This window comes from Kitasatospora sp. NPDC040550, assembly GCF_055594965.1.
The window spans coordinates 89,534-115,078 of sequence record NZ_JBVIWC010000024.1 but is presented as its reverse complement, the minus strand read 5'-3'; the positions used below and the strand labels follow the sequence as shown (position 1 = coordinate 115,078).

The 25,545-nt window shown below is 74.0% G+C and carries 21 protein-coding genes; 4 read left to right on the top strand and 17 right to left on the bottom strand.

Features of this window, described 5'->3' with window-relative positions; genetic code table 11:
• Nucleotides 1–113 precede the first annotated feature (113 nt).
• Nucleotides 114–1,016 carry a sucrase ferredoxin gene (locus ACZ58X_RS30275; RefSeq protein ID WP_470336766.1) on the top strand — a complete coding sequence of 301 codons (903 nt, stop codon included), beginning with the start codon at nt 114–116 and terminating at the stop codon, nt 1,014–1,016.
• Between the two features lie 58 nt (nt 1,017–1,074).
• Here the strand turns inward: ACZ58X_RS30275 and ACZ58X_RS30270 are convergent, their stop codons facing one another.
• The 3 genes from ACZ58X_RS30270 to ACZ58X_RS30260 are packed head-to-tail and all read right to left on the bottom strand — an operon-like array spanning nt 1,075 to nt 3,864.
• Nucleotides 1,075–2,145 (bottom strand): ABC transporter substrate-binding protein, encoded by a 1,071-nt coding sequence (locus ACZ58X_RS30270; protein ID WP_470336765.1) that lies wholly within the window; start codon nt 2,143–2,145, stop codon nt 1,075–1,077.
• A gap of 38 nt (nt 2,146–2,183) precedes the next feature.
• On the bottom strand, nt 2,184–3,065 hold the full coding sequence (locus ACZ58X_RS30265; protein ID WP_470336764.1) for an ABC transporter permease: 882 nt from the start codon (nt 3,063–3,065) through the stop codon (nt 2,184–2,186).
• Nucleotides 3,055–3,864, bottom strand: coding sequence for an ABC transporter ATP-binding protein (locus ACZ58X_RS30260; protein ID WP_470336763.1), 810 nt, complete (start codon nt 3,862–3,864; stop codon nt 3,055–3,057). The genes ACZ58X_RS30265 and ACZ58X_RS30260 overlap by 11 nt, the downstream gene beginning before the upstream one ends.
• 257 nt (nt 3,865–4,121) lie before the next feature.
• On the opposite strand from ACZ58X_RS30260, the gene ACZ58X_RS30255 reads away from it, so the two are divergent.
• Nucleotides 4,122–5,714, top strand: a complete 1,593-nt coding sequence (locus tag ACZ58X_RS30255) for a sensor histidine kinase (protein WP_470336762.1) — start codon at nt 4,122–4,124, stop codon at nt 5,712–5,714.
• The gene (locus ACZ58X_RS30250) at nt 5,714–6,400 is read left to right on the top strand and encodes a response regulator (RefSeq protein ID WP_380404239.1); all 687 of its coding nucleotides are present in this window, start codon (nt 5,714–5,716) and stop codon (nt 6,398–6,400) included. The genes ACZ58X_RS30255 and ACZ58X_RS30250 overlap by 1 nt, the downstream gene beginning before the upstream one ends.
• 165 nt (nt 6,401–6,565) lie before the next feature.
• Here ACZ58X_RS30250 and ACZ58X_RS30245 read toward each other — a convergent pair whose 3' ends face one another.
• From ACZ58X_RS30245 to ACZ58X_RS30220, 6 genes are all read right to left on the bottom strand, one after another.
• Nucleotides 6,566–8,242, bottom strand: a complete 1,677-nt coding sequence (locus ACZ58X_RS30245) for a solute symporter family protein (protein ID WP_470336761.1) — start codon at nt 8,240–8,242, stop codon at nt 6,566–6,568.
• Complete coding sequence (locus ACZ58X_RS30240; RefSeq protein WP_470336760.1) at nt 8,239–8,856, bottom strand: DUF485 domain-containing protein; 618 nt, start codon at nt 8,854–8,856, stop codon at nt 8,239–8,241. Before ACZ58X_RS30240 ends, ACZ58X_RS30245 begins: the two co-directional genes overlap by 4 nt.
• A 128-nt stretch (nt 8,857–8,984) precedes the next feature.
• Nucleotides 8,985–9,710 (bottom strand): response regulator, encoded by a 726-nt coding sequence (locus ACZ58X_RS30235; RefSeq protein ID WP_470336759.1) that lies wholly within the window; start codon nt 9,708–9,710, stop codon nt 8,985–8,987.
• Complete coding sequence (locus ACZ58X_RS30230; RefSeq protein ID WP_470336758.1) at nt 9,707–10,882, bottom strand: sensor histidine kinase; 1,176 nt, start codon at nt 10,880–10,882, stop codon at nt 9,707–9,709. The genes ACZ58X_RS30235 and ACZ58X_RS30230 overlap by 4 nt, the downstream gene beginning before the upstream one ends.
• Before the next feature lie 30 nt (nt 10,883–10,912).
• Nucleotides 10,913–11,398 (bottom strand): DUF1453 domain-containing protein, encoded by a 486-nt coding sequence (locus ACZ58X_RS30225; protein ID WP_470336757.1) that lies wholly within the window; start codon nt 11,396–11,398, stop codon nt 10,913–10,915.
• Nucleotides 11,399–11,552: 154 nt separating this feature from the next.
• The gene (locus tag ACZ58X_RS30220) at nt 11,553–13,664 is read right to left on the bottom strand and encodes a DNA gyrase/topoisomerase IV subunit B (protein ID WP_470336756.1); all 2,112 of its coding nucleotides are present in this window, start codon (nt 13,662–13,664) and stop codon (nt 11,553–11,555) included.
• Between the two features lie 538 nt (nt 13,665–14,202).
• On the opposite strand from ACZ58X_RS30220, the gene ACZ58X_RS30215 reads away from it, so the two are divergent.
• Nucleotides 14,203–14,436 carry a DUF7455 domain-containing protein gene (locus ACZ58X_RS30215; protein WP_470336755.1) on the top strand — a complete coding sequence of 78 codons (234 nt, stop codon included), beginning with the start codon at nt 14,203–14,205 and terminating at the stop codon, nt 14,434–14,436.
• Nucleotides 14,437–14,672: 236 nt separating this feature from the next.
• On the opposite strand, the gene ACZ58X_RS30210 is transcribed toward ACZ58X_RS30215, so the two are convergent.
• The 8 genes from ACZ58X_RS30210 to ACZ58X_RS30175 form a co-directional block, all read right to left on the bottom strand.
• Complete coding sequence (locus ACZ58X_RS30210) at nt 14,673–15,611, bottom strand: S1 family peptidase (RefSeq protein ID WP_470336754.1); 939 nt, start codon at nt 15,609–15,611, stop codon at nt 14,673–14,675.
• Nucleotides 15,612–15,831: 220 nt separating this feature from the next.
• Nucleotides 15,832–17,481, bottom strand: coding sequence for an RNA polymerase sigma factor (locus tag ACZ58X_RS30205; RefSeq protein ID WP_470336753.1), 1,650 nt, complete (start codon nt 17,479–17,481; stop codon nt 15,832–15,834).
• A 476-nt stretch (nt 17,482–17,957) separates the two neighbouring features.
• Nucleotides 17,958–18,893 carry a FadR/GntR family transcriptional regulator gene (locus ACZ58X_RS30200; protein ID WP_470336752.1) on the bottom strand — a complete coding sequence of 312 codons (936 nt, stop codon included), beginning with the start codon at nt 18,891–18,893 and terminating at the stop codon, nt 17,958–17,960.
• A 217-nt stretch (nt 18,894–19,110) separates the two neighbouring features.
• Nucleotides 19,111–20,016 (bottom strand): hypothetical protein, encoded by a 906-nt coding sequence (locus ACZ58X_RS30195; protein ID WP_470336751.1) that lies wholly within the window; start codon nt 20,014–20,016, stop codon nt 19,111–19,113.
• 3 nt (nt 20,017–20,019) lie between these two features.
• Nucleotides 20,020–21,495, bottom strand: coding sequence for an ATP-binding cassette domain-containing protein (locus ACZ58X_RS30190; protein WP_470336750.1), 1,476 nt, complete (start codon nt 21,493–21,495; stop codon nt 20,020–20,022).
• A 159-nt stretch (nt 21,496–21,654) separates the two neighbouring features.
• A complete protein-coding gene (locus tag ACZ58X_RS30185) occupies nt 21,655–21,987 on the bottom strand; it encodes a hypothetical protein (protein WP_470336749.1) in 333 nt (110 codons plus the stop codon).
• Between the two features lie 199 nt (nt 21,988–22,186).
• Nucleotides 22,187–22,945, bottom strand: a complete 759-nt coding sequence (locus ACZ58X_RS30180; protein WP_470336748.1) for an NUDIX hydrolase — start codon at nt 22,943–22,945, stop codon at nt 22,187–22,189.
• Between the two features lie 208 nt (nt 22,946–23,153).
• On the bottom strand, nt 23,154–25,277 hold the full coding sequence (locus tag ACZ58X_RS30175) for an amylo-alpha-1,6-glucosidase (RefSeq protein ID WP_470336787.1): 2,124 nt from the start codon (nt 25,275–25,277) through the stop codon (nt 23,154–23,156).
• Nucleotides 25,278–25,545 lie beyond the last annotated feature (268 nt).

The window sequence follows — 25,545 nt, the reverse complement described above, 5'->3', positions numbered from 1 at the left end:
GTCCCGGCTTCGTCCGGGGCCGTCCCGCCCTCGTGCGGGAGGGTTCCGGGCCTGGTCGCGGGCGCCCCGCGGCCCCCGGGCCCAGCCGGACCGCCGGGGGTAGCCTTGCCCGGGTGAGCACCTGTGCGTCCCTCTCGCGTGAACTTTCGGAGCCGTTGACCGCGACGGCGGCGGTGGCGACCACCTGGCTGCTGCTGGAGCAGAACGGCCCCTGGGGCGCGAAGGCCCTGGGCGAGAGCCACGTGGACGCGGCGGTCGGCCGCGCGCTGGAGGCCGCCGCGGCGGGTACCGGCGTACGGATCGCCCTGATCCGGCGGCCCGGCCGGCACGCGGACTGCCTGCCGACGGCGCGGCACGAGGTGGTCGTGGCGCACGCGGTGCCGGGCCGGAGCTGGGTGCGCCGGGCGCAGGTGGCGGATCCGGCGGAGCTGCTGGAACTGGACTTCGCCGCGCTGGGCGTCGGTGACCACACGGGTTTCGGGGTGGAGCACGTCGGCGGCCCGCTGGCCCTGGTGTGCACCAACGGCCGCCGGGACCGCTGCTGCGCGCTGCTGGGCCGTCCGCTGGCCGCGGAGCTGGCGGCGGCCGGGCACAGCGAGGTGTGGGAGGTCACCCACCTGGGCGGGCACCGCTTCTCCCCCACGATGCTGGTGCTGCCGTACGGCTACGCGTACGGGCGGCTGACGCCGGAGAGCGCCAAGGAGGTGCTGGCGGCGACGGCGGCCGGGCACATGGTGCCGGAGTGGTCGCGGGGCTGCTCGGGCTGGGAGCGGCCGGGCCAGGCGGCCGAGCACGCGGTGCGGCTGGCGATCGGCGAGACCGGGGTGGACGCGCTGACCGTGGCGCAGCGGCCGGACGGTGCGGGCCGCTGGCTGGTGGGGGTGATCCACCGGGACGGGCGGGCCTGGGAGGTGGACGTGATCGAGTCGGTGAGCGAGCCGGCGCGTCCGGAGAGCTGCGGCAAGGCGGCGGGGACGCCGTCGCGGATGGACGTGCTCTCCGTACGGGGGATCTGAGCGGCCCGGCGGCCCCGCGCCCGTGGGGGTGGGCGCGGGACCGCGGCGGGCGGTGGGGTCAGCCGGCCGCCTTGCCGACGAACTCCGTGGTGTACGTCCTGGACAGGTCGATCGTCCCTTCCTTGCCCTTGACGTCCGGGTGGAAGGCGGCGAGCACCGCGAGCACGGTCCTGGGCCCGTCGGCGGGCATCACCCCGTCGGTGGTGAACATCGGCAGGGTGGACTTGATGGCCGCCGCGTACTGCTCGGCGCCGCCCTGCGCGTAGTCGGCGGGCATCTTCGCGGCGATCTCCTCGGGGCTGTGGGTGGACATCCACTTGAGGGTCTTGACGAAGGCGTTGGTGAGCTTCTGGGTGGTGTCCTTGTTCTTCTCGACCCACTCGGTGCTCATGTAGAGCGAGGACGACGGGTAGAGCCCGCCGAGTGCCTGCCGCGAGCCCTCGGGGGTGCGCATGTCGTAGAGGATCTTGCCGAGGCCCTTGTCGAGGACGGTGGCGACGGTCGGGTCGGTGGTCATTCCCGCGTCGATGCTGCCCTGCTGGAGGGCGGCGATGAAGGTCTGGCCGGCGCCGACCGCGATCGGGCTGAAATCGCTGACGGAGGCGCCGTTCTTGACCGCGAGGTACTTGGTGAGGAAGTCGGTGGAGGAGCCGATGCTGGTGACGCCGAGCTTCTTGCCCTTGAAGTCGGCGCCGGACCTGATGGCGTCGGCCTGCTTGGTGGATACCAGTTCGACCTCGCCGGGGGCCTGGGCGAACTGGACCACGGACTCGACGTGCTTGCCCTTGGCCTGGAGGTCGATGGTGTGGTCGTAGAAGCCGACGGCACCCTGGACGTCGCCGGCCAGCAGCGCGGTGGTGGCGTTGACGCCGGCCGGTTCGGTGAGCAGTTCGACGTTGACACCGGCCTCGGCGAAGTAGCCGAGCCGCTGGGTGAGCATCGCGGGCAGGTAGATGACCTTGTCCAGGCCGCCGACCATGATCTTGACCTTGGGGCCGTCGACCTGCTGCCCGGCCGGGGCCGCGCCGTGGGCGGAGCTCGCGGCGTCGTTGGCGCAGGCGGTGAGCGGGAGGAGCAGGGCGGCGGCAAGGACGGCAGTGACGGCTCTGCTCGTCGGGTTCGGGCGCATCGTGGGGGAACCTCTCGGTACGTGCGGGTGGGGGGAGTTCAGCGGCCGTCGCCCGCGTCGGCGGGCTTCCAGCGGAAGAGCCGTTTCTCGGCGAAGGTCAGCAGCCCCTCGGTGAGCAGCGCGACGACGGCGAGGATGGTCATGGCGGCGTACACCCCGGCCGCGTTGAAGGTGCCCTGGGCGGCGGCGACCAGCAGGCCGAGGCCCTTGGTGGCGCCGATGTACTCGCCGACGATCGCGCCGATCAGCGCGAAGCCGAAGCTGACGTGGAGGCTGGTGAAGATCCAGGTGGTGGCGGCGGGGATGACCACCTGGAGGGTGACCTTGCGGTTGTCGGCGCCCAGGATGCGGGCGTTGGCGACCAGGTTGCGGTCGACCTCGCGGGCGCCCTGGAAGGCGTTGAAGAACACCGGGAAGAACACCAGGACCACCGCGGAGGCGACCTTGGAGGCCGGGCCGAGGCCGAACCAGATCAGGAAGATCGGGGCGAGCACGATCCGCGGGATGGCGTTGAGAACCTTGATGTACGGCCCGAACACGTCGGCCAGGAAGCGGATCCGGCCGAGCGCGATGCCCAGCAGCACACCGCCGACCACGCCGATCACCCAGCCGGTGAGGGCCTCGTACAGGGTGTAGCCGATCTGCTCGCCGAGCGAGCCCTGGGCGGTGCCGTGGGTGGTCCACTGCCAGATCTGGTCCCAGATCCTGGACGGCTGCGAGAAGTTGAACGGGTCGATGACCTCGGTGCGGGCGCACACCTCCCACAGGCCGAGGAAGGCGACCAGCACCCCGATCCGGGCCGCGTAGACGGTCAACTTCCGGTTGCGGGCGGCCCGTTCGCGGGCCGCGGTCCTGGTCGTGGCGGCCGGGGGCTTCCCGGCGGCGGTCGAAGCGGTCTCGGACGCGGTCTCAAGCGGCACGACCCGCTCCTCTCTCCCGGGTGATGCGCACCTCTTCGCCGAGCGAGGCCCAGATCTCGCGGTACAGCTCGACGAACCTCGGTTCCAGCCGGACGGCCTCCACGGTGCGCGGTCGTGGCAGGTCGACGGTGAAGACCTCCTTGACGGTGGCCGGGCCGGCCGTCATCACGACGACCCGGTCGGCGAGCGCGATGGCCTCGTCCAGGTCGTGGGTGACGAAGACGACCGAGGAGCCGGTGCCGGCCCACAGCTCCAGCAGCTGGTCGGACATCAGGGCGCGGGTCTGCACGTCCAGCGCCGAGAACGGCTCGTCCATCAGCAGGATGGCCGGGTCGTTGACGAAGGTCTGGGCGAGCGCGACGCGCTTGCGCATGCCGCCGGACAGCTGGTGCGGGTAGCGGTCCTCGAAGGCGGCCAGGCCCACCCGGCCCAGCCAGTCCCGGGCCCGCTCCTTCGCCTCGGCGGCGGGCACGCCGCGGAAGCGCGGCCCGGCCATCACGTTGGACAGCACGGTGCGCCAGGGGAAGACGGCGTCCTGCTGGAAGACGAACCCGACCTTGGGGTCGATCCCGCGCACGGGCTCGCCGTACACCCGGACCTCGCCCTCGGTGGGCTCCTCCAGGCCGCTGACCAGGGTCAGCGTGGTGGACTTGCCGCAGCCGGTGGGGCCGACGACGGCGACGAACTCGCCCTGGGCGACGGTCAGATCGAGATCGCGGACGGCGGTGTGCAGCGCACCGGAGGGGGTGCGGAAGCGTTTCGTCGCGCCGGTCAGCTCGATCGCCGGGGTATCGGTCATTCATTCCTCCCGGGTCAGTGCTTGCCCCGGAAAGGTAGGAGCGGGCCCGGCCCCGGCGGGAGCCTTCTCCGCGTAGTGCGACTTCTCCGCATTGAGGGGTGTTCTGCTCCTTTTGCTTCCGCTACAACTGCGGGGACGCGGGCTGACAGAAACACGTCGGAAACATAGGGTGTCCCGACCCCACCCCTGCCGGACCCCCGCCGCAGGCCCCCACCTGGTGGGTCCCCGTCACACCCAGCCGCCGAGAGGAGGCCCGGATGAAGCTCCCCCACTGGCCCCGCCGGGTCTTCGCCCAGCTCCTGCTGAGCCAGACCGTCGTCACCGTCGGCGTCACCGCCCTGACCGCCGGGCTGTTCCTGGCCCCGGTCAGCAGCGAACTGGACCACGACGCCATGCAGCGGGCGCTGTCCATCGCCCAGGCCACCGCCACCGACGAGACCATCGCCCGGGCCGCCGACGCCCGCGACGTCGTCACCGCGCAGCGCAACGCCGAGCAGATCCGGCTCGCCACCGGCGCCAGCTTCGTCGTGGTCACCGACCTGGACGGCATCCGCCTCTCGCACACCGACCCGGGCCGGATCGGCCAGCGGGTCAGCACCGACCCCGAGCCGGCGCTGGCCGGCCGCAGCGTCACCGCGATCCAGCAGGGCACCCTGGGCCGCACCGCCCGCGGCAAGGTGCCGCTGCGGACGGCGGACGGCCGGATCGTCGGCGAGGTGTCGGTCGGCATCAGCGACGACTCGATCCGCCGCCGGCTGTTGAAGATGCTCACCGGCATCCTGCTGTGCGCCGCCGCCGGCCTGGCCGCCGGCACCGTCGCCACCCTGGTGCTGGCCCGCCGGCTCAAGCGCCGCACCCACAACATCGCGCTGGCCGACATCTCCGCCCTGCTGGTCGAGCGCGAGGCGATGCTGCACGGCATCCGCGAGGGCCTGGTGGCGCTGGACGAGCGGGGCAGGATCCGGCTGGCCAACGACGAGGCCCTGCGGCTGCTCGACCTGCCCGGGGAGTGCACCGGCCGCCCGATCGCCGCCGTACTTCCGCCGGGCCGGCTGGCCGACGTGCTGACCGGGCGGATCACCGGCACCGACCTGCCGGCCGTCCGGGACGACCGGGTGCTGGTGGTGAACCGGACGACCACCGCCGAGGGCGCCGTGGTGACGCTGCGCGACCGCACCGAGCTGGAGTCGCTGGTCCGCGAGCTGGACACCACCCGCAGCCTCACCGAGGCGCTGCGCGCCCAGGACCACGAGCACGCCAACCGGATGCACACCCTGCTCGGCCTGCTCGAACTCGGCCGCCACGAGCAGGCGGTGGCCTTCATCTCGGAGCAGTCCGGCTCGCACGCCGTGGTCGCCGCCCGGATCGCCGAACAGGTGCAGGACCCGCACGTGGCGGCGCTGCTGGCGGGCAAGACGGCGGTGGCCGGCGAACGCGGGGTGCGGCTGGTGCTCGCCCCGGCGGCGCACCTGCCGGACGCGGTGGTGGACGCCCGGGCGCTGGTGACGGTGCTCGGCAACCTGATCGACAACGCGGTGGACGCCCTGGTGCCGGGCGGGGGCGGGCGGCTGGAGGTGACGCTGGCGGCGGCCGGCTCCACCCTGCTGCTGCAGGTCGCGGACAGCGGCCCGGGCGTGCCGGAGGAGCTGCGCGAGCAGGTCTTCGAGGAGGGGTGGACCAGCAAGGACGCGCCCGCGCACCGTCCGCGCGGGCTGGGCCTGGCGATGGTGCGGCGGCTGGTCGAACGGACCGGCGGCCGGATCGTGCTCGACACCGGCCCGCTCGGCGGCGCCCGGTTCACCGTCGAGCTGCCCGAGGCCCTGCTCACCACTCAGCTCGTGGAGGCCTGATGATCGACGTACTCGTGGTGGACGACGACTTCCGGGTCGCGGACGTGCACGCCGCCTACGTGGCCAAGGTGCCGGGCTTCCGGGTCACCGGTACCGCCCACTCGGCCGGGGAGGCCCTGGCCGCGCTGGAGCGCCGCCCGGTGGACCTCCTGCTGCTCGACCACCACCTGCCGGACGAGACCGGCCTGGCGCTGGTCCGGCGGCTGCGGGAACGCCAGGTGACCTGCGACGTGATGATGGTGACCGCCGCCCGGGACGTCTCCACCGTGCACGCCGCGATGCAGCACGGCGCCCTGCAGTACCTGGTCAAGCCGTTCACCTTCGCCGGGCTGCGCGACAAGCTGGTCTCCTACGCCCAGCTGCGGCACGCGCTGGCCGCCCCGGCCCGGGAGGCCGGCCAGGACGAGGTGGACCGGCTGTTCGCCACCCTGCGCAGCGCCGCCGCGCCCGCCGGGACGCTGCCGAAGGGCCACTCGGCACCCACCACCGACCTGGTGCTGGGCGTACTGCGCCGGGCGGGCCGACCGCTGTCCGCCCAGGAGGTCGCCGACGCCACCGGGCTGAGCCGCTCGACCGCGCAGCGCTACCTCAAGCAGCTGGAACGGGACAGCCGGCTGCGGCTGACCCTGCGCTACGGCGACACCGGCCGCCCCGAGCACCGCTACGGGCTGGCCGCCCGGGCGTGACCGCGCCCGGACGCCCCGACATCCCGGACTCCCCGGCACCCCGGCACCCCGGCACCCCGGCACCCCGGCACCCCGGCACCCCGGCGAACGACGGAACCCGACCGGCCCGGGAACGGCGGAACCCCGGCGGCCCCAGGCCCGCCGAGGTTCCCTTGGTCACGGCGGTTACGCCGCGCCCGCACCGGTGAGGGCCCGCACCTCCAGCTCGGCGAAGCGGTCCGCGTCGGCCGGCTCGGGAGAGGTGAGCGTCCCGATCCAGCCCGCCAGGAAGCCGAGTGGGATGGAGACGATCCCGGGGTTCTCCAGCGGGAACCAGTGGAAGTCGACGCCGGGGAACAGCGCCACCTTCGATCCGGAGACCACCGGCGAGAAGAACACCAGCACGATCGCCGGGACGAGCCCGCCGTACACCGACCAGACCGCGCCCCGGGCGGTGAACCGCGACCAGAACAGGCTGTACAGCAGCACCGGCAGGTTCGAGGAGGCGGCCACCGCGAAGGCCAGGCCGACCAGGAAGGCGACGTTCAGCTGCTGGGCGTAGAGGCTGATCACGATCGCCGCCGCGCCGATCCCGCCGGCCGCGAACCGGGCCACCACCACCTCCTGCTGCTCGCTCGGCTTCTCCTCGGCGCGCTCCGCCCCGCGCCGGCCGGGCCTGCTCCGCCAGGCGCCGGCCCAGATGTCGTGGGCGAAGGCGGCGGAGGAGGCCAGGGTCAGCCCGGCGACCACGGCGAGGATGGTGGCGAAGGCGATCGCCGAGATCAGCGCGAACAGCACCACCCCGCCGGTGCTGCCGTTGCCGCCGCCGAGCACCAGGGCGAGCAGCGGGACGGCGGTGTTCCCGGCCGCGTTGGCGTGCCGCACCTCGGCGGAGCCGACCAGCGCGGTGGCGCCCAGGCCGAGCGCGATGGCCATCAGGTAGAAGCCGCCGACCAGGCCGATCGCCCACATCGTGGAGCGGCGGGCGGCCCGCGCGGTGGGCACCGTGTAGAAGCGGGACAGGATGTGCGGCAGGCCGGCGGTGCCGAGCACCAGGGCCAGGCCGAGGCTGAAAAAGTCCAGCCGGCTGGTGAAGGTGGCCCCGTACTTGAGCCCGGGTTCGAGGTAGCGCTGACCGGCGCCGCTGTGCCGGGCGGCCTGGCGCATCAGCTCGAACAGGTCGCCGTGGAAGCGGGCCACCAGCAGCACGGTGAGCAGCACCGAACCGGCGATCAGCAGGAAGGCCTTGACGATCTGGATCCAGGTGGTGGCCCGCATCCCGCCGATGGTGACGTAGACGATCATCAGCGCGCCGACCGCGATGATCGTCCAGGTCCGGGCCTGGGCGCTGTTGGTGCCGAGCAGCAGGGCGACCAGCGAGCCCGCGCCGACCATCTGGGCGACCAGGTAGAGCAGGGTGACCACAACGCTGGCGCCGCCGGCGGCCGCCCGCACCTTGCGGCGGCGCAGCCGCAGCGCGAGCACGTCGGCGAGGGTGTACCGGCCCGCGTTGCGGACGAGTTCGGCGACCAGCATCAGCACGACCAGCCAGGCGACCAGGAAGCCGATGCTGTAGAGCACGCCGTCGTAGCCGTACAGGGCGATCAGCCCGGCGACGCCGAGGAAGGAGGCGGCGGACAGGTAGTCGCCGGAGAGCGCGAAGCCGTTCTGCAGCGGGGTGAAGTCGCGTCCGCCCGCGTAGAAGTCCTCGGCGGCGCTGCCCTGGCGGCCGACCCAGAGGGTGATCCCCAGGGTGACCAGGACGATCACGGCGAACAGCACGATCGCCAGGCCGTGGTGCTGGCCGGCCGGGGCGACGGGGGGCGGGGTGGCGGTGGTCAGCACGCCGGTGGTGGCGGTCACCGCAGCTGGTCCTGGGTGTCCCAGCGCAGGCCCAGGGCGGCGCGGTCGCGCTTGGTCCGGGCGTTGCGGGCGTAGAGCCAGGTGAGCAGGAAGGTGGAGGCGAACTGGAGCAGGCCCAGTACCCAGGCCACGTTGAGCGGGCCGGCCACCGGGCTGCGCATCACGCCGGGCGCGGCGGCCTCGGCGGCGACGTACATCAGGTACCAGCCGAGGAAGGCGCCGCTGGTCGGGAAGACGAACGAGCGGTAGCTGCGGCGGATGTCCTGGAAGGCCGCGCTGGCCTGGACGCTCCGGTAGACCTCGGTGCTGTCGGTGGTGCTCACCGCCGCCTGCGGCACCACGGGCGGTACGGCGGGCGGGGCGAGCGGCGGGGCGGTGGCCGGTACCAGCGGCGGTACGGCGGGCGGCGCGACCGGCCGGGCGGCGACGGGCGGGGCGGTCGGCGCGGCCACCGGCTCGGCAGCGGCGGCCGACCGGGTGGGAACCGGCTGGCCCGGTACGGCCGTTCGGCGGGGGGCGGCAGTCGGCTCGGACGCAGTGGCGGCGGTCGCCGGAGCGGCCCACCAGTCGAATCGCTGCCCCTGTCCGGGACTGCTGGTCTGCTGCTGTGGCACTGCTGCTCCTGGGCGCGGGCCGGGCGTTCTGACCCGAACCATCATGGAGGCCCCCGGACACCGTCCCTGACCATCGCAGATACGTTCACTCAATGAGGTGATCGATCATCTGACGGACGCTCATCCGACTACTGCTGCGTACCGGTGATTCCGTGCCGGAAGGCGTACCTGACCGCCTGCGCCCGGTCCCGCACCGCGGTCTTGGCGAACAGGTTGTTGATGTGCGTCTTCACCGTCGCCTGGCTGACGAACAGCCGCTGGGCGATCTCCGCGTTGGAGAGCCCCTCGGCGATCAGCGCGAGCACCTCGGCCTCCCGCACCGTCAACCCGTCCGGCAGCTCGCCACCCCGCCCGACCGGCGGCACGCCCGGTGCGGCGGACGCCGCAGGTACTCCGGGAGCGGTCGGCGCGGCCTTCGCGGACCCCTCCGAAAGCCTTTCCAGCAAACGGAGTTGGACCTCCGGGGAGAGCCCGGCCGCACCCGCGCGGACGTCCGCGATGGCCTTGGCGATCTGCTCGCCCCCGGCGTCCTTGGTGAGGTAACCGCGCGCCCCGGCCTGCAGCGCCGGGAACAGCGACTCGTCGTCGGCGTAGGTGGTCAGCACCACGACCTCGGTCCCCGGGTGGGCGGCCCGGATCCGCCGGGTCGCCTCGACGCCGTCCATCCGCGGCATCCGCAGGTCCATCAGCACCACGTCCGGGTGGTGCCGCTCCACCAGGGTGACGGCCTCCTCCCCGTCCGCCGCCGCACCGACCACCTCGATGCCGGGCAGCAGGCCCAGCAGCATCACGATGCCCTCGCGCACCACCGTCTGGTCGTCCGCCACCAGCACCCTGATGGCCCCGCCGTTCATGCCGGCAACCGCAGCAACACCCGCCACCCTCCGTCCTCCGGGCCCGCCAGCAGGACGCCGCCGAGCAGTTCCGCGCGTTCGCGCATCCCCAGCAGACCGTACCCGCTGCCGCTCTCGGCCAGGTCACCCGAGGACGGCTCACCCGTCGACTGGCCGCGCGGCGCCCGGGTGTTGCGCACCTCCAGCTCCACCAGGCCGTCCAGGTAGCGCAGTTCGAGCGAGCAGCGGGCGCCCGGCGCGTGCTTGCGGACGTTGGTCACCGCCTCCTGCGCCGTGCGCCGCACCGCCAGCCCGGCCTCGGCGGCCAGCGGCCGGGGCGTACCGGTCACGGTGAGCGGAGCCCGCTCGCGCTCGGCCAGCTCCACCAGGAACTCCCCGACCGGAGTGAACTCCCCGCGCAGCGCGGACAGCGCCTGCCGGGTCTCGACCAGCCCGTCCTGGGCCATCCGCCGTGCGGCCACGACCCGTTCGCGGACCTGCGCGCGGTCCGTCCCGGCGTCCAGCATCAGCCGGGCCGCCTCCAGGTGGACCAGCTGCGCGGAGAGGCTGTGGGCCAGCACGTCGTGGATCTCCCGGGCGATCCGGGCCCGTTCGGCGAGCGCCGCGCTCTCCGCCTCGGCGGCCCGCACGGCGCGCTCCTGGACCAGCAGCCGACGGGCGGTGCCACGGGCCTCGATGTCCAGCCGCAGCAGGAAGCCGACCAGCAGCGAACCGCCGACGGTGGCGGCCACACTGAGCCAACTCGCGGGCGAGGCCGCCGTGTACGAGGCCAGCGCGGCAACCGCGGTGAGCAGTGCGGGCGCGGGCGGCAGCCGGATCAGGGCCGTCACGGCCAGCCCGATCCAGAGGAAGTCGGCCAGTGTGGAGGCCTGCCCCCCGTTGGCGAGCCAGCCGGCGCCGACCAGCGTCGCGGCCAGCAGGTACGAGGCCGCCGGGTGCTGTTCCCGGGTGACCCTCAGGTACAGCGCGCAGAGGGCGACGGCCGCGACCAGCCCGGCCGCCGCGACCGCCGCCGTCCAGCCGGCGTACGCGCCGCCGGAGAAGGTCGCCCAGCCGATGACGACCAGCAGGACGGTCCGGCCGAACACGGTGAGGACCCGCCGCGGTCGGCTCTCGGCCTCGCGCTCCAGCCCCTCCCGGGACTGCCAGCGGGTCCAGTACCACCCGGGCAAGGGGACCTCCTCGGTGCTCACGGCGACGGTTCAGTGGAGAAAGGCGGTCGCCCGCGCGGGCTCCAGCGTCCGGGCCCTCCAGTTGACCACGAGCGAGCGGACCAGCAGCAGGACCGCCATGCCGAGCATCAGCGAGCTGCCCGCCTGGTGGACGCCCAGGGCCGAGCCGGCCGCGTACAGGCCGATCCGGACGACGACCATGCCGCCCCAGGCAGCCAGGGTGGCCTTGGTGCCCTTGACCATGACGTTGCCGTCGGCGGCCCGCCAGATCCGGACGGTCCAGCCCCAGACCGTCCCCATCGCGAGGGTGGTGACCAGTCCGGCGGCGAGCAGGACGCCCGACAGCACGGTGTGCTGGTGGTCGATGACCTGCGGGTCGCGCAGCGCGAGCACGCCCAGGATCAGCGGGAGCAGCCAGAAGCGGCGTTCGGTGTCCAGCCGCTGGACGCGCGTCTGGCGTCCGACGACCAGAACCACCACCGCGGCGATCACGAGGAGGTTGGCGAGGGATCCCATCGGATTCTCCGTCCCGGGAGAGGCGTGTTGCTGACCTCTCCGACGCTACGGATCCGGCGCTCCCCGCTGATCGGAGCCGGGGTGGACCCCGGGTGGAACCGGTGGCACGGGGGCCCTCCACCCGTGGGTGGAGGGCCCCCGTCGTCCGGCCGCCTCAGGCGTCGATGCGCGAGCGGTCCAGGGTGGCCGCCGAGTCCACGATGAACTCCTTGCGCGGGGCGACGTCGTTGCCCATCAGCAGGTCGAAGATCTTCTCGGCCTGCTCCAGGTCGCCCAGGTTGATCCGGCGCAGGGTGCGGTGGCGCGGGTCCATGGTGGTCTCGGCCAGCTGGTCGGCGTCCATCTCGCCCAGGCCCTTGTACCGCTGCACCGGCTCCTTCCAGCGCTGCCCCTTGCGCTGGAACTCCAGCAGGGTGGAGCGCAGCTCGGCGTCGGAGTAGGTGTAGTGGTACTTCTCCTGGCCGCGCTTGGGGCTGGTGAGCTCGATCCGGTGCAGCGGCGGGACGGCGGCGAAGACCCGGCCCTGCTCGACCATCGGCCGCATGTAGCGGTGGAAGAGGGTCAGCAGCAGGGTGCGGATGTGCGAGCCGTCGACGTCGGCGTCGGCCATGAAGATCACGCGGCCGTAGCGGGCCTGGTCGATGTCGAAGGTCCGGCCCGAGCCGGCCCCTATCACCTGGATGATCGCGGCGCACTCGGCGTTCTTGAGCATGTCGCTCACCGAGGCCTTCTGCACGTTGAGGATCTTGCCGCGGATCGGCAGCAGCGCCTGGAACTCGGAGTTGCGGGCGAGCTTGGCGGTGCCGAGCGCGGAGTCGCCCTCGACGATGAACAGTTCGCTGCGGTCGACGTCGTCGCTGCGGCAGTCGGCCAGCTTGGCGGGCAGCGAGCTGGTCTCCAGCGCGGTCTTGCGGCGCTGGGCCTCCTTGTGCTGCCGGGCGGCGACCCGGGTGCGGGCAGCGGCGACGACCTTCTCCAGCACGGCCCGGGCCTGCTGCTTCTGGTCCTTCTTGGCCGAGGTGAGGAAGGCCTTGAGCTCCTTGGCGACGACGGCCGCCACGATCCGGTTGGCCGCCGAGGTGCCGAGCACCTCCTTGGTCTGGCCCTCGAACTGCGGCTCGGCCAGCCGGACGGTGACCACGGCGGTGAGGCCCTCGGTGGCGTCGTCCTTGGTGATGTCGTCCTCGGCGACGCGCAGCAGCTTGGCGCCGCGCAGCGCCTCGTTGACGGTCTTGGCCAGCGAGCGCTCGAAGCCGGTGACGTGGGTGCCGCCCTTGGGGGTGGCGATGATGTTGACGAAGGAGCGCAGGGTGGTGTCGTAGCCGGTGCCCCAGCGCAGCGCGATGTCCACGCCGAGGTGGCGGGTCACCTCGGTGGGGGTCATGTGGCCGAGGTCGTCCAGGACCGGCACGGTCTCCTTGAAGGTGCCCTCGCCCTGCAGCCGCACCACGTCGCTGACCGGCTTGTCGGGGGCCAGGAACTCGCAGAACTCGGCGATGCCGCCGTCGTAGTGGAAGACCGACTCCTCGACCTGCTCGCTCTCGGTGAGCCGCTCGTCACGCACGACGATGGTCAGGCCGGGGACGAGGAAGGCCGTCTGCCGGGCGCGGTTGTGCAGGTTCTCCAGGGAGAGCTTGGCGTCCTTGAGGAAGATCTGCCGGTCGGCCCAGTAGCGGATCCGGGTGCCGGTGCGGGTCTTGGGCACCTTGCGGGTCCTGGTGGTGCCGTTGGCGGGCTCGAAGGGCGCGTCCGGGCTGGCCTCGGTGAAGATGCCGGGGGTGCCGCGGCGGAAGCTGATCGCGTGGGTGTGGCCGCTGCGGTCGACCTCGACGTCCAGCCGCGCGGAGAGCGCGTTGACGACCGAGGCGCCGACGCCGTGCAGACCGCCGGAGGCCGCGTACGAGCCACCGCCGAACTTGCCGCCCGCGTGCAGCTTGGTCATCACGACCTCGACGCCGGACAGCCCGGTCTTGGGCTCGACGTCCACCGGGATGCCGCGGCCGTTGTCGCGGACCTCCACCGAGGAGTCCGGGTGCAGCAGCACCTCGATCCGGTCGCAGTAGCCGCCCAGCGCCTCGTCCACCGAGTTGTCGATGATCTCCCAGAGGCAGTGCATCAGGCCGCGGCTGTCGGTGGAGCCGATGTACATGCCGGGTCGCTTGCGGACGGCCTCCAGGCCCTCCAGGACGAGCAGGTGCCGCGCGGTGTAGTTGGAACCGTCGTCGCCGGCCAGCAGCGCGGACGGCACGGTCGTTTCGGCACTCACGCGGCACTCTCCTCGGTGAAGTTCTGTCTCATCGGTCACATCCGGACGCATCCGGACCAACCGCCAGTGCAGCACGCCGCACCGACAGTCGTCGCTCTGTGTGCTCGCACCCCTGCGACGGGTGCACAGCACGGCGGGCCGGCCCCGCGCAGCTTGTACGCGCTGCGCGAACAAGGACCGCGCCCGGGTGTGGGCCCCGGGGGCGCCATCTCCTCCCGGTACCACCGGTCCTGGCGGATCGTGGGGTCCGGCACAGGCTCCGGAACTGCCGTTATGCAGGCTACCGGGGCCCGGGACGGGGCTTATGCTCCAACCCGGCAGAGGATTATGCTACGCGGACCTCGACCCCGGTCCCGATCGGACGTTCGAGCGACGGGCGGATCCCGGGATTCGGTACGCATGAACCACCGACGCCCGGGGCACCTCCTCATCAACACAGCAGAATCCTCAGAGAAGAAAAGCCACGAGCGGGAACGTTTTCGGCCTGGTTGGATGTTGACCCTGGTACGACAGCTCGTCGAGCTAGAGAAGAGGCGACGTGACTACTGTTCTGACACCTGCGAGCCCGCTCACCGCGGCTGACCGCTGCGACCGCTGCGGCGCCCAGGCATACCTGCGCGTCGTACTCGCCAGCGGCGGAGAGCTGCTCTTCTGCGCCCACCACGGCCGGAAGTTCGAGCCCGAGCTCAAGAAGATCGCCGTGGAGATACAGGACGAGAGCGGCCGTCTCAGCACCGGCACCACCGCGACGGCCGCCACCGAGGAGCGCTGATCCCAGGCGCCACCACCAGCAGCCAGCGTCGAGCTGTGTCCGGCCGCGCACGGTGCGCGACCGGGAAGCCGGGTGGTCGACCCCTTCGGGGGCCGACCACCCGGCTTCGCTGTTCTCCCGGCCGTTCTCCCGCGTTCGCCGCCGCCCGGACCGCGGGGCGCTCGGGCCCGAACCGAAGCCCGGGCCCGAGCCGAAACGGCGTCAGAACGTCATCGCCCCATCACCCTCGGCGATGATCAGAGCGCGGAGCGCACCGCGTCCGTGACCGAGGACACCCTGGTGTAGACCCCGGGGTGGGCCGCCTCGGCGCAGCCCGTCCCCCAGGAGACCAGCCCGACCAGTCGGCCGGCCACGATCAGCGGGCCTCCGCTGTCGCCCTGGCAGGCGTCCTTGCCGCCCTTCTGCTCGCCCGCGCAGACCATGCCGCGGGCGTCGAACTTGCCCTCCGGCCCGCCCGGGTAGGCGTGGGCGCAGGTCTGGTCCGCGACGATCGGCACGTCCACCCGGCGCAGCACCGGCGAGTAGTCGCCCCGCCCGCTGGTGTCGCCCCAGCCGTAGACCTGCGCCGCCGTCCCGGCCGCGTACGGCCCGCTCTCGCCCTGGCCGACCAGCTCGACCACCGGCCGGGAGCCCTGCGACTCGTCCAGGGTGAGCACCGCGACGTCGTTCATGTTCGCGGCGAAGCTGTAGTCGGGGTGGACCCAGATCCGCTGGACGGCCACCTCGTGGCCGGCCGAGCCGCGCATGTCGTCCCGGCCGACGATCACCTTGAGCCCCGGGCGGTCCACCCGGCCCTTGGCCTCGTCGTAGAAGCAGTGCGCGGCCGTCACCACCTTGGTCGGGGTGACCAGCGCGCCCCCGCAGAACTGGCCGGAGCGCCCGCTGCCGAACTGCTGGCGGCTGGCCAGCGCCACGATCCACGGGTGGTCGGCGGTGCTCACGGCGGCGCCCCCGACGACCCGGCGCTGCGCCTGCGCCGGGCCGGCCGCACCGAGCGCCACCAGCGGCACCGGAACGGCGGCGAGCAGCGCCAGCAGCGCACCCCGTCGCCGCAGACGGCGGCCGGTCCGGGCGACGGCCGGAACGGCGGCCGGGACGACGGCCGGGACGACGGCCCGGTCGCTCCGGCGCGGGACGGGGGTCGGCAGGTCGGCTCGGTCCGGGACGGTCAGCACCGTGACTCCACAAGGCTCGGCAGCAGGCAACCGGCACAGCGTAGGTGATCGACTACGCTGGGCGACCGCCTCCCGGCGTCCCACCACCCGGACGAGCGACAAGCGCCACCCGGACGCTGACGCACCGCCCCCGAACGGCCCGAAGGCCCGGAACCGTGGGGTTCCGGGCCTTCGTACGCACTGCCGCCGGCCGGGCCTGGCCGACCGGTAGATCCGTCGATCAGTCCAGGTAGTCGCGCAGCACCTGGGAGCGGGACGGGTGGCGCAGCTTCGACATGGTCTTCGACTCGATCTGGCGGATGCGCTCACGGGTGACCCCGTACACCTTGCCGATCTCGTCGAGCGTCTTCGGCTGGCCGTCGGTCAGACCGAAGCGCATCGAGACCACGCCGGCCTCGCGCTCGGACAGGGTGTCCAGCACCGAGTGCAGCTGCTCCTGGAGCAGGGTGAAGGAGACCGCGTCGGCCGGGACGACCGCCTCGGAGTCCTCGATCAGGTCACCGAACTCGCTGTCGCCGTCCTCGCCGAGCGGGGTGTGCAGCGAGATCGGCTCACGGCCGTACTTCTGGACCTCGATGACCTTCTCGGGGGTCATGTCGAGTTCCTTGGCCAGCTCCTCCGGGGTGGGCTCGCGGCCCAGGTCCTGGAGCATCTGGCGCTGGACGCGGGCCAGCTTGTTGATGACCTCGACCATGTGCACCGGGATGCGGATGGTACGGGCCTGGTCGGCCATGGCGCGGGTGATCGCCTGGCGGATCCACCAGGTGGCGTAGGTCGAGAACTTGTAGCCCTTGGTGTAGTCGAACTTCTCGACCGCACGGATCAGACCGAGGTTGCCCTCCTGGATCAGGTCCAGGAACAGCATGCCGCGACCGGTGTAGCGCTTGGCCAGCGAGACCACCAGGCGGAGGTTGGCCTCCAGCAGGTGGTTCTTGGCCCGGCGGCCGTCCTCGGCGATGATCTCCAGCTCGCGCTTGAGCTTGGGGGCGAGCTTGTCGGCAGCCGAGAGCTTGTCCTCGGCGAACAGGCCGGCCTCGATGCGCTTGGCGAGCTCGACCTCCTGCTCGGCGTTGAGGAGCGGGACCTTGCCGATCTGCTTGAGGTAGTCCTTGACCGGGTCGGCGGTGGCACCAGCGACGGCGACCTGCTGGGCCGGCGCGTCGTCCTCGTCGTCGTCGGAGAGGACGAAGCCCTGCGACTCCTCCTCGGGCTCCGCCTCCTCGCCCGCCTTGTCGCCGGGCAGCGCGACGTCCTCGAGCAGCTCGTCCTCGCCGACCAGCTCCTCGTCACCCTTGCCGGCCTTGGCGCTGGTGGTCTTCTTGGCGGCGGTCTTCTTGGCGGGTGCGGCGGTCTTCTTGGCCGCGGCCTTCTTCGCCGGAGCGGCCTTCTTCGCCGCCACGGCCTTCACCTCGGTGACGACCGTGGTCGTCTCCACGACGGTGATGTCGGCGGACACGGTGGGGGCGGGCGCCGCGGCGGCGGCGACGGCCGGAGCCGCGACGGGAGCGCCGGGGGCGATCCGCACGGGCGGCTTGGTCGGGGCCGACGGAGCGGCCGGGGTCCGGGTGGTGACAGCCTTGGTGGCGGTGCGCTTGGTGGGGCTCTTGGCGGCAACGCTCTTGCGCTTGGCGCCGGCCGGCTCGGCCGCGCTGACCATGAGGTCCACGCCCTCCTCAATCAGCACCTGATTGAGGCTGCGCATGACGTTCTTCCACTTGGTGACCGGGATCTGGTCCGCCTCGAACGCCTGGCGCACGTCGTCACCGGCGATCTGCCCCTGGGCCTTGCCCCGCTCGATGAGCGCCAGCAGAGCCGCGGACTCGGCGATCTCGGGGGGAAGCGAACGGGATGTGCTGGCCGACACGAACAACCTCTCGGACGATGAGTGGACTCGAACCCGTACCGGCCGCCCGAGCGGGCGGGGAAGGAGATCGCGCGTCGGACGCGCGGTGTCGATTCCGACCGACTCGGGCTTGAGGACTGGGTTTGCAGGACGGCAGCAGCGCCGCGGACCAACACAGCATTCTGACATGTTGGAGTATTCCGGAGCTGCTTCCGCTCAGGACACATCGCTGCTACTCGTCAAGTGTTACGCATGGCCTTGGTGTCGCGGGTCACACCGTTCGGTGGCCTCGACCCCGGGCCGGTCATCCATCATCGCGCACTCGCGCCGGAGTTGATTGGCATGCACAGGGCACTGGCGGGGTGCGGGCAGAACCCGGGCGGCGCACGGGCGGCACGGGCGTCCATGCGAAGGCCCTCCGGCTACGCCGCGCGGTGCGGCGGCCGGAGGGCCCTGGCGGAGCGGCCCGCACCCGGCGGGCCCGCTCGCGGGGAACAGCCCGCTCAGTGCTCCCGGGGGGCGGGGACGGAGGGCTCCATCTCGGGGTGGACGGTGAGCAGCGCGCGCATCGCGGCCTCGGCCGCGGTGCCGTCGCCGGTGCCCAGCGCGTCCACCAGCCGGGCGTGCAGGTTGACCGAGGACTCGGAGGGCCGCTCGCAGGAGATGGTCGGACCGCCCGAGACCTGCAGCGCGCAGGAGATGATCCCGGACAGGTGCTCCAGCATCCGGTTGCCGGCCATCTGCAGGACCAGCCCGTGCAGCTCGGCGTCGGCCCGGGTGTAGGTGGACAGGTCGGCCTGGGCGGTGGCGTGGCCCATGATCTCGACCAGCTCGACCAGCCGCTGCTGGACGTCCTCCCGGCCGTGGCCGGCCGCGAGCCGGGCGGCCAGCGGCTCGATCGCCCAGCGGAGCTCGAACAGCTCCCGGCGCTGCTCGTCCCGCTGCGGCCCGAAGGCCCGCCACTCGATGATGTCCGGGTCCAGCAGGTTCCAGTCGCCGACCGGGCGGACCCGGGTGCCGACGTTCGGGCGGGCGCTGACCAGGCCCTTGGCCTCCAGCACGCGCAGCGACTCGCGGACGACGGTCCGGGACACCTCGAACCGCTGGCCGATCTCCTCGGGCACGAGCGGACGGTCGGCACCGAGGTCGCCGGAGACGATCATCTGGCCGAGCTGCTGGACCAGCTGGCCGTGCAGGCCGCGACCGCGGCTGCTGGTGGTCTTGCGGCCGACCCGGCCGATGTCGGACTCGGCGCCCTCCCAACGGGGCGCCGGCGGCGTCGGCCGGTCGGCGTACGAGAAGCGGTCCAGGTCGCCGGCGGGGCCGTGGATCGGCCCGTCGGCGGAACGGGCGGGGGTCATGGTGGGGTGCGCAAGGGTACTCACGCCTCCTTTGTCGGCGATCGGCAGGCGCAGCTTGAGAATTCTCGTGAAAAGCACACGAAAGGGTGATCGACCGTGACTGGATAATTGACTTCTTATCAGGAAGAACCGCGCATTGCGGTCACTGCTGGTCGATCTTGGTGGTTCGGGACGGCACACCGGCCCGGGGCGGGCGCTACCGGTCCGCGACGGCGGGTCCGCGGGCCGGCTGCACGGGGATGGGTCCGCGGGGCGGGGCCACGGGGTGGGTCCGCGGGGCGGGTCACCGGGTGGGTCACAGCGCGCGGCGGCGGGCCTGGACGAGCAGGGCGGCCAGTAGCAGGGCCCCCGCGGGGGCCGCGACCGCCGCGAGCAGCGCCGGGTCCGTCAACGCCGCGCCCCCGGCCGCCGCCCCGCGCGTACCGCCGTACACCCAGCCGTAGGCCCACTCGACGCCGGACTGGAAGGGCAGCAGCTCCGCCGCCCGGGTCGGCCACGGACGGCCGGTGCGCCGCAGCAGCAGGGCGACGCCGGACTCCAGCAGCGGCGGCAGCGCGCACAGCAGCAGCACCCCGGCGGCGGCGCTACGGGTCAGCGAGGCCGTCAGCACACCGGTCCAGGCGGCCACCACGGTCAGCAGGACGAAGGCCAGCAGCGCGGCCGGCACCCCGTGCCCGGTCGCCGGCGCCAGCGGGGCGAACAGGCCCGGCAGGTCGGCCGGCCCGCCCAGCCCGACGGCGCCCAGCGCCGCGGACGCCCCGCCGGACAGCGCGCCCGGATCCGTCCGGGCCGCCACCGTCACGCCGTCCGGCAGCGCGAGGTGCACGGCCACCAGGTCGACCAGCAGGGTGGCCAGCGCCAACAGCGCCGCCACCGGGCCGACCACCAGCAGCTTGGCCAGCAGCAGCCGCACCCGGCGCCCGTACGCCACCTGCGAGGCCGCCAGCCCCGGGTGGCGCACCTCGTGGCCGTACGAGAGCGCGCCCAGCACGCCGGCGCCGAGCGCCGCGAAGGGCAGCGGGATCAGCGGGACGGCGGCGGTCAGCAGCCGCACCCCGGCCGGACCGGCCAGCGGGCCGGGCGGGGCCTGGCTCGCCAGGACGGCGGCCACGACCGCGTCGCAGAGCAGGACGGCGGCGAGCAGCAGCCAGGTGGAACGCAGGCCGCGCAGGCGGCGCAGCTCGTAGGCCAGGACACGCACGGTTCACTCGCTCCGGTGGTCGTCGGGGGTGGCGGGGGCGGCGGGGCTGTTGCCGGGGATGACCCGGCCGAGGCGGACGGTGTCGTCGGTGAGCAGGTCGGCGCCCCTCCCGACGGCGGGCCGCGGCTCGGGCGTGCGCGCGGTCACGGGCTCGGCCTGCGTCGCCGCCTCGGCTGCGGTGCGGACCGGCTCGGCGGGGAGGTGCTCGGCGGGAAGGGGCTCGGGGGCCGGGGCGGGCCGGTCGCGGAAGAGCCGCTCCACGGCGACGGTGGGGGCGGACGCTGGGGCCGGCTTCCGGACGGTGGCGGCGAGGACGGGCAGGGCGGCCGTCACGGCGGCGACCGGGAGCGCCCGGGTGCTCCGGACCGCGCCCTCGCGGGAACGGCCCTCCGAGGCGGGCTCCGGGACGGCGACTCCGGGGAGCACGGGCTCTGCGGCGGTGGGCTCGGAGCCCGACTCGGAGCCCGACTCGGAGCCGGGCCGCGCGGCCTCGGCGTTGGTCTCGGTCTCGGCCTCGGGGCGGGGCCTCGCGGCCCCGGCCTCCGGCTGGAGGAGGAGCCGGCCCGAGCGGCCGGAGGCCGCCGGCAGGGCGGCGCGGGGCACCGGCTGCTCGACCACCCGGTCGGCCAGCTCGTGCAACAGGATCCCGTGGCGGTAGGCGAGTTCACCGATCTCGGTGCGGTCGATGCCCGCCACCGCGATCCCCGCCCCGCCGTCCCGGCGGACCTCGGCGCCCTGACTGACCAGCAGGTCCGCGAGCCGTGCCATCTGCGGCCCCCGGACGGCCACTTCGGGGCTCAGCCTGGTCCGGCAGAACTCCGCCACCGGCTGGTCGGCCAGCATCCGGCCTCGGTCCAGGGTCACCACCCGGTCCGCCAGGTGGGCTGCCTCCTGCGGGGTGCGGGTGGTCACCAGCACGGTTCCGCCCGCGACGGCGAAGGAGCGCAGGAAGGAGTGGAACCACTCGACGTTGCGCGGGGACAGGCCCTCGGTCGGTGCGTCCAGCAGCAAGGTGCCGGGATCGCCGAGCAGCGCGGCCGCCAGCGAGAGCCGGCGGTGCATCCCCGGGGAGAAGGTGCGCAGCCGCTGCCCAGCGACGGCGGCCAGCCGGGTCTGCTCCAGCAGCTCGTCGGCCCGACGGGTCGGGACGCCGACCGCCGCGGCCAGCATTCGCAGGTGGCCGCGCGCCTTGCGGCCCGGGTTCCCGGCCACCGCCGCGGCCCCCTCCCCCGGGCCCGGCAGCAGCACACCGATCTCGCGCTCGGGGCGGCGGATCCGGCGGTAGGTGCGGCCCTCGAAGAGCGTGATGCCCTGGCCGCGTTCGAGTTCGAGCATCAACCGCAGCGCCGTGGACTTGCCCGCCCCCTCGTCGCCGAGCAGCGCGGTCACCATCCCGGGCCGGGCATCGAAGGTCAGATCGAGCACCGCGGGCGGGGCGCCCTTGCGGTGGACCTTGGTCAGTCCGGTGATCTGGATCATCGCTGGCTGCTCCCATGCCCTCGGCCGACCTGCTCGACGCCAGCACATTAGGGGTCAGCACCGCTGATTCCGGGCATTACCGAACCGCCACGGGCCCACCGCCTGCCCACCTCACCCGATCAGGGGACAATCCGATCCTGCGATTCACCGGGGAGGCGGCTACGACGGGCCGCCGGCCGCGCCCGTTCCCGGGTCGGCGGCCGGAGCGTCGGCGGTCAGGAAATCCGCGGCCCCGGGCGGCAGCGACTGGCCGACGCACTCCCCCCGGTACGACTCGACGGCGACCTTGCCCGCGAAGGCGGTCTCGGCCAGCTGCTCCTGCTCCGCGCTCAGCCGCTCCTCCACGGACGCGATGGCCTGCGGGTCGGCGTGCGCGGCCTGGAGAGCGGCCAGCTGCTTCTCGGTGCGGTCGGTAGCGGCGGTGAGGTTCTTGAACTCCGCCACGTGGCTCTCGATGATGCCTCGCTGCCGGGCGCAGTCGTCGATGGCCATCACGGGGCTCCCACGGTCGAAGGCCTCCGGTCCGGTGACCGGAGCGTCCACGGTCACTGTGCGCCGGTGGCGCCGCACCGGCCTCCGGGCCTGGGCCGTTCGGCGGCCGCGGCGGGAAGCGGGGCGGCACGGGGCGGGGGCAGGGGTGAGCCGGGTCCGGGGTGGCCGGTCGGGGCCGTCGGCACTCAGGGCTCGGGGCTCAGGAATCGGGGCGGAGCATCGGCGGGTTGAGGACGGTCGCCCCGCCGGCGGTGAAGAGCTGCGCCGGGCGACCGCCCTGACGGGTGGTCGTGCCCCCGGAGGGGAGGAGGAAGCCCGGGGTGCCGGTGACCTTGCGGTGGAAGTTGCGCGGGTCGAGGGCGACGCCCCAGACGGCCTCGTAGACGCGACGCAGCTCGCCCACGGTGAACTCGGTCGGACAGAAGGCGGTGGCCAGGGAGGAGTACTCGATCTTGGAGCGGGCCCGCTCCACACCGTCGGCGAGGATCAGGCCGTGGTCGAAGGCCAGCGGAACTCCGTCGGCCGGGCTCCCGCCGAGGAGTTCGCCGACCGGCGCCCAACGGGCGCTGCTGGCGTCGCCGCCGGCCCGGGGGGTCGGGAGGTCGGGGGCGAGCACCAGGTAGGCGACGCTGACCACGCGCATCCGGGGGTCGCGCTGCGGGTGGCCGTAGGTGGCGAGCTGCTCCAGGTGGGCACCGGCCGCGCCGGGGCCGACCACCTCGTGGCCGGGGGCGGAGTGGGCGCGCAGACCGGTCTCCTCGGCCAGCTCGCGGGAGGCCGCCTCGGCCAGGCCCTCGTCCGGCCGGACGAAGCCGCCGGGCAGCGCCCAGTACCCCTGGTAGGGCGGCTCACCCCGTCTGACCAGCAGGGCGCAGAGCGAGTGGTCGCGCACCGTCAGAACCACCAGGTCAACCGTGACAGCGAACGGGGGGAAGGCCGACGGATCGTAGCGCGACATGGCGACGATCATAGTCGTCTCTCTGACGATAAGCACAGGCCCGTACGCGGAGCGCACAGCAGCCGTTCCCCCGGCCGTCCGAGACGCTTCGCGCACGGGTGGTCTCGGCGAGCAGTCCCGGCGGGTGGTGGCAGGACCTGGTGTCAAGGCCTGGTGGCAGGGGCCGGTGGCAGGAGCGGGCGTCAGGTCCTGGTGGCAGGTCCTGGTGTCAGCGGGCGACCAGTTGCAGGTGTGCGGAAGCCTCCTCCACCATCGCCACTCCGATCCGACTCACCCGCACCGAGAAGGGCTCCCCCGCCACCCGTAGGCCGGTCAGTTCGAGTTCGCCGAGCGGGGCGGTGCTGGCCGGGCGGACCAGGACCCGGCCGCCGGGGACGTCCGGCCGGACTCCGGCGAGTGCGAACACCGCGTGAACGGCTCCGGCCGCGGAGACCGCCGCCGGGCGGCAGGCGGCCGGGTGCGGCACCGGTGGGCAGCCGGGGGTGCGCTGCTCGCCCGCGTACATCTCCGGCAGCCGCCCCTCGAAGTGGGCGGAGGCGGCGAGCAGGCCCTCCAGCAGGGCGCCGGCCTCGTTCTCGTGACCGGCCTCGGCGAGCCCGGCGATCGCCAGAGCGGTCTCGTGGATCCGCACCGCGCCACCGCGGTGGCCCAGTGGGTTGAAGCGGGGCGACTTGGCACTGAGGGTGCGCAGGCCCCAGCCGCTGTCCAGCTCGGGCGCGACCAGCCGCTGGGCGAGCAGCCGGGTGCGCTCGCGGTCCAGCAGGCTCTCGTGCCGGCCGCCGTCGGCGGCCAGCCCGGTGTCGAGCAGGTGCACCAGCGAGGAGGCGACGGCGGGCAGTGGCTGGCCGCCCGGGACCAGCCCGGCGGCGGGGCGGCCGCCGGAGAGGTCGTCGATCCAGAACCGCTCGCGGAAGCGTCCGCGCAGCTCGGCGGCCCAGGCCCGCCATTCCCCGGCGCCCGGCCTGCCGAAGGCCTCCAGCAGCTCGGCGCCGTGCAGGGCGGCGCGGTGGGCCTGCGCCTGCACCTCGGCGCGGGCGGCGACCGGCTGGGCGGCGCGGTCCTCCACCGAGCGGCCGAGGTCGGTGACGAAGCCGTCGACCAGGCCCTCGCGCAGGGCGGCCAGGGCCCGCTCGGCGGACGGGAGCAGCTCGACGACCTCCGCCCGGGGCAGCCCCCAGCGCCAGGCCTCGGCCAGCACGGTGACGAACAGCAGGGTGGCCTCGGTGGCCGTGCAGGTGGGCGGCAGCTCGGGGCCGCCGTGCCGCAGGGCGCCGGGGAGCAGGCCCTCGGTGCGGCCGGGGGCGGGGGCGAGCTGCTGACGGCGGGCCAGTGCGCGCAGGGTGCCGGCCGCGAGCCGGGTGCCGAGCGGGAGGGCCAGCCGGGCGGCCCAGAGCGCGTCGGCCGGGGCGAGTCCGAAGCGCCAGGGCGCGCCGGAGGCCGGGTAGAGGTCGGTCGGGCGGTCCGGGTCGGCGAACAGCAGCCCGCCGAGGGCGTCCAGGGAACGGTCGACCAGCAGCGCGGCGCGCGGGTCGTCGCTGCGCACCTCCGGTTCGGCCCAGGGCAGCGGGACGCCGGTGCCGCGCCCGCCGGGCGGGCGCGGGCCGCCGGGGGCGGTCTCCAGTTCGGCCCGCAGCTCGACCGACCAGCGGGCGCCCGGCTGGACCTCCAAGTCCCAGCGGAGCACCCCGGCCCCGGCGAGGACGGCGTGCGGGGAGGGCTTGGCCCCGACCACGGCGCTGTGCACCGGGCCGGACCAGCGCAGCCCGGCGGACTGCACCTGACCCGGCAGGTCGGGCGGGCGGTGCCCGGCGGCGATCTCGGCGACCGGGCCCAGGTCGGTGCCGAGGGCGATCTCCAGCGGCAGCCGGGCGGGCCGGGCTCCGGTGTTGCGCACCGTGACGGTCTCCACGCCGTCCGCGTGCCGCAGCCGCTCGACGGTGAGCGCTGGGTCCGGGTCAGGGTCGCCGGGGAGGCGGACGGCGCCGAGGAAGCGGGCCTGGGCGGTGCTGGTCAGGGTGCCCTGGAGCGGCAGCGGCTCCATCCCGCCCAGCCGCAGCTCCATCCGGGCCAGCACCCGGACGCCGTTGCGGTAGAAGCCGTGCAGGCCGTGGCCGCGCAGCTGACCGTCCGGGCCGGAGGCGGCCATCGCGGGGGCGTTGACGCAGAGCAGCGCGTGATGGACGGCCGGGGGCTGGGGGCGCGGCGGGGCCGCCGGCCGGCCGGAGCCGACGGGTGCGCCTGCGGGCCCGGCCGCCGGGAACTGGTCGGGGCGGCCGACCGGTCTGGGCGCGCCGACCACGCTCTCGGCCGGCATGGCCTGCAGTGGCCTCATGGCGGTCACCGGACTCTCCTCCCCTCGGCGGTCCGGTGGCCGTCAGGCCGGTGGGCCGCGAGCATGTTCGATCGCGTGCTGGTGGTGCCCCGCCGACGAGCTCGCTCCCGTCGGTGGTCGTGCCGTGTCTGGCCGTACCCGACGGTGGGCCGTGCCATGCGGCGTCCGGTACCGGTCCGGTACCGGCGCTCCGCGCCTTGCGCGTCGGGCACCCCTGTGGCGCCCGGTACGCCGTCGCGTCCGGCGCCCCGGCCTGCCGGTGACGCCC

Bases quoted from the DNA above. Each gene is read 5' to 3' on its own strand.
- ACZ58X_RS30185 (WP_470336749.1), bottom strand. From the start codon at position 21,987: ATGGCCATCGACGACTGCGCCCGGCAGCGAGGCATCATCGAGAGCCAC.
- ACZ58X_RS30225 (WP_470336757.1), bottom strand. From the start codon at position 11,398: ATGGGATCCCTCGCCAACCTCCTCGTGATCGCCGCGGTGGTGGTTCTG.
- ACZ58X_RS30235 (WP_470336759.1), bottom strand. From the start codon at position 9,710: ATGAACGGCGGGGCCATCAGGGTGCTGGTGGCGGACGACCAGACGGTG.
- ACZ58X_RS30270 (WP_470336765.1), bottom strand. From the start codon at position 2,145: ATGCGCCCGAACCCGACGAGCAGAGCCGTCACTGCCGTCCTTGCCGCC.
- ACZ58X_RS30175 (WP_470336787.1), bottom strand. From the start codon at position 25,277: ATGAGGCCACTGCAGGCCATGCCGGCCGAGAGCGTGGTCGGCGCGCCC.
- ACZ58X_RS30180 (WP_470336748.1), bottom strand. From the start codon at position 22,945: ATGTCGCGCTACGATCCGTCGGCCTTCCCCCCGTTCGCTGTCACGGTT.
- ACZ58X_RS30260 (WP_470336763.1), bottom strand. From the start codon at position 3,864: ATGACCGATACCCCGGCGATCGAGCTGACCGGCGCGACGAAACGCTTC.
- ACZ58X_RS30190 (WP_470336750.1), bottom strand. From the start codon at position 21,495: ATGATCCAGATCACCGGACTGACCAAGGTCCACCGCAAGGGCGCCCCG.
- ACZ58X_RS30255 (WP_470336762.1), top strand. From the start codon at position 4,122: ATGAAGCTCCCCCACTGGCCCCGCCGGGTCTTCGCCCAGCTCCTGCTG.
- ACZ58X_RS30250 (WP_380404239.1), top strand. From the start codon at position 5,714: ATGATCGACGTACTCGTGGTGGACGACGACTTCCGGGTCGCGGACGTG.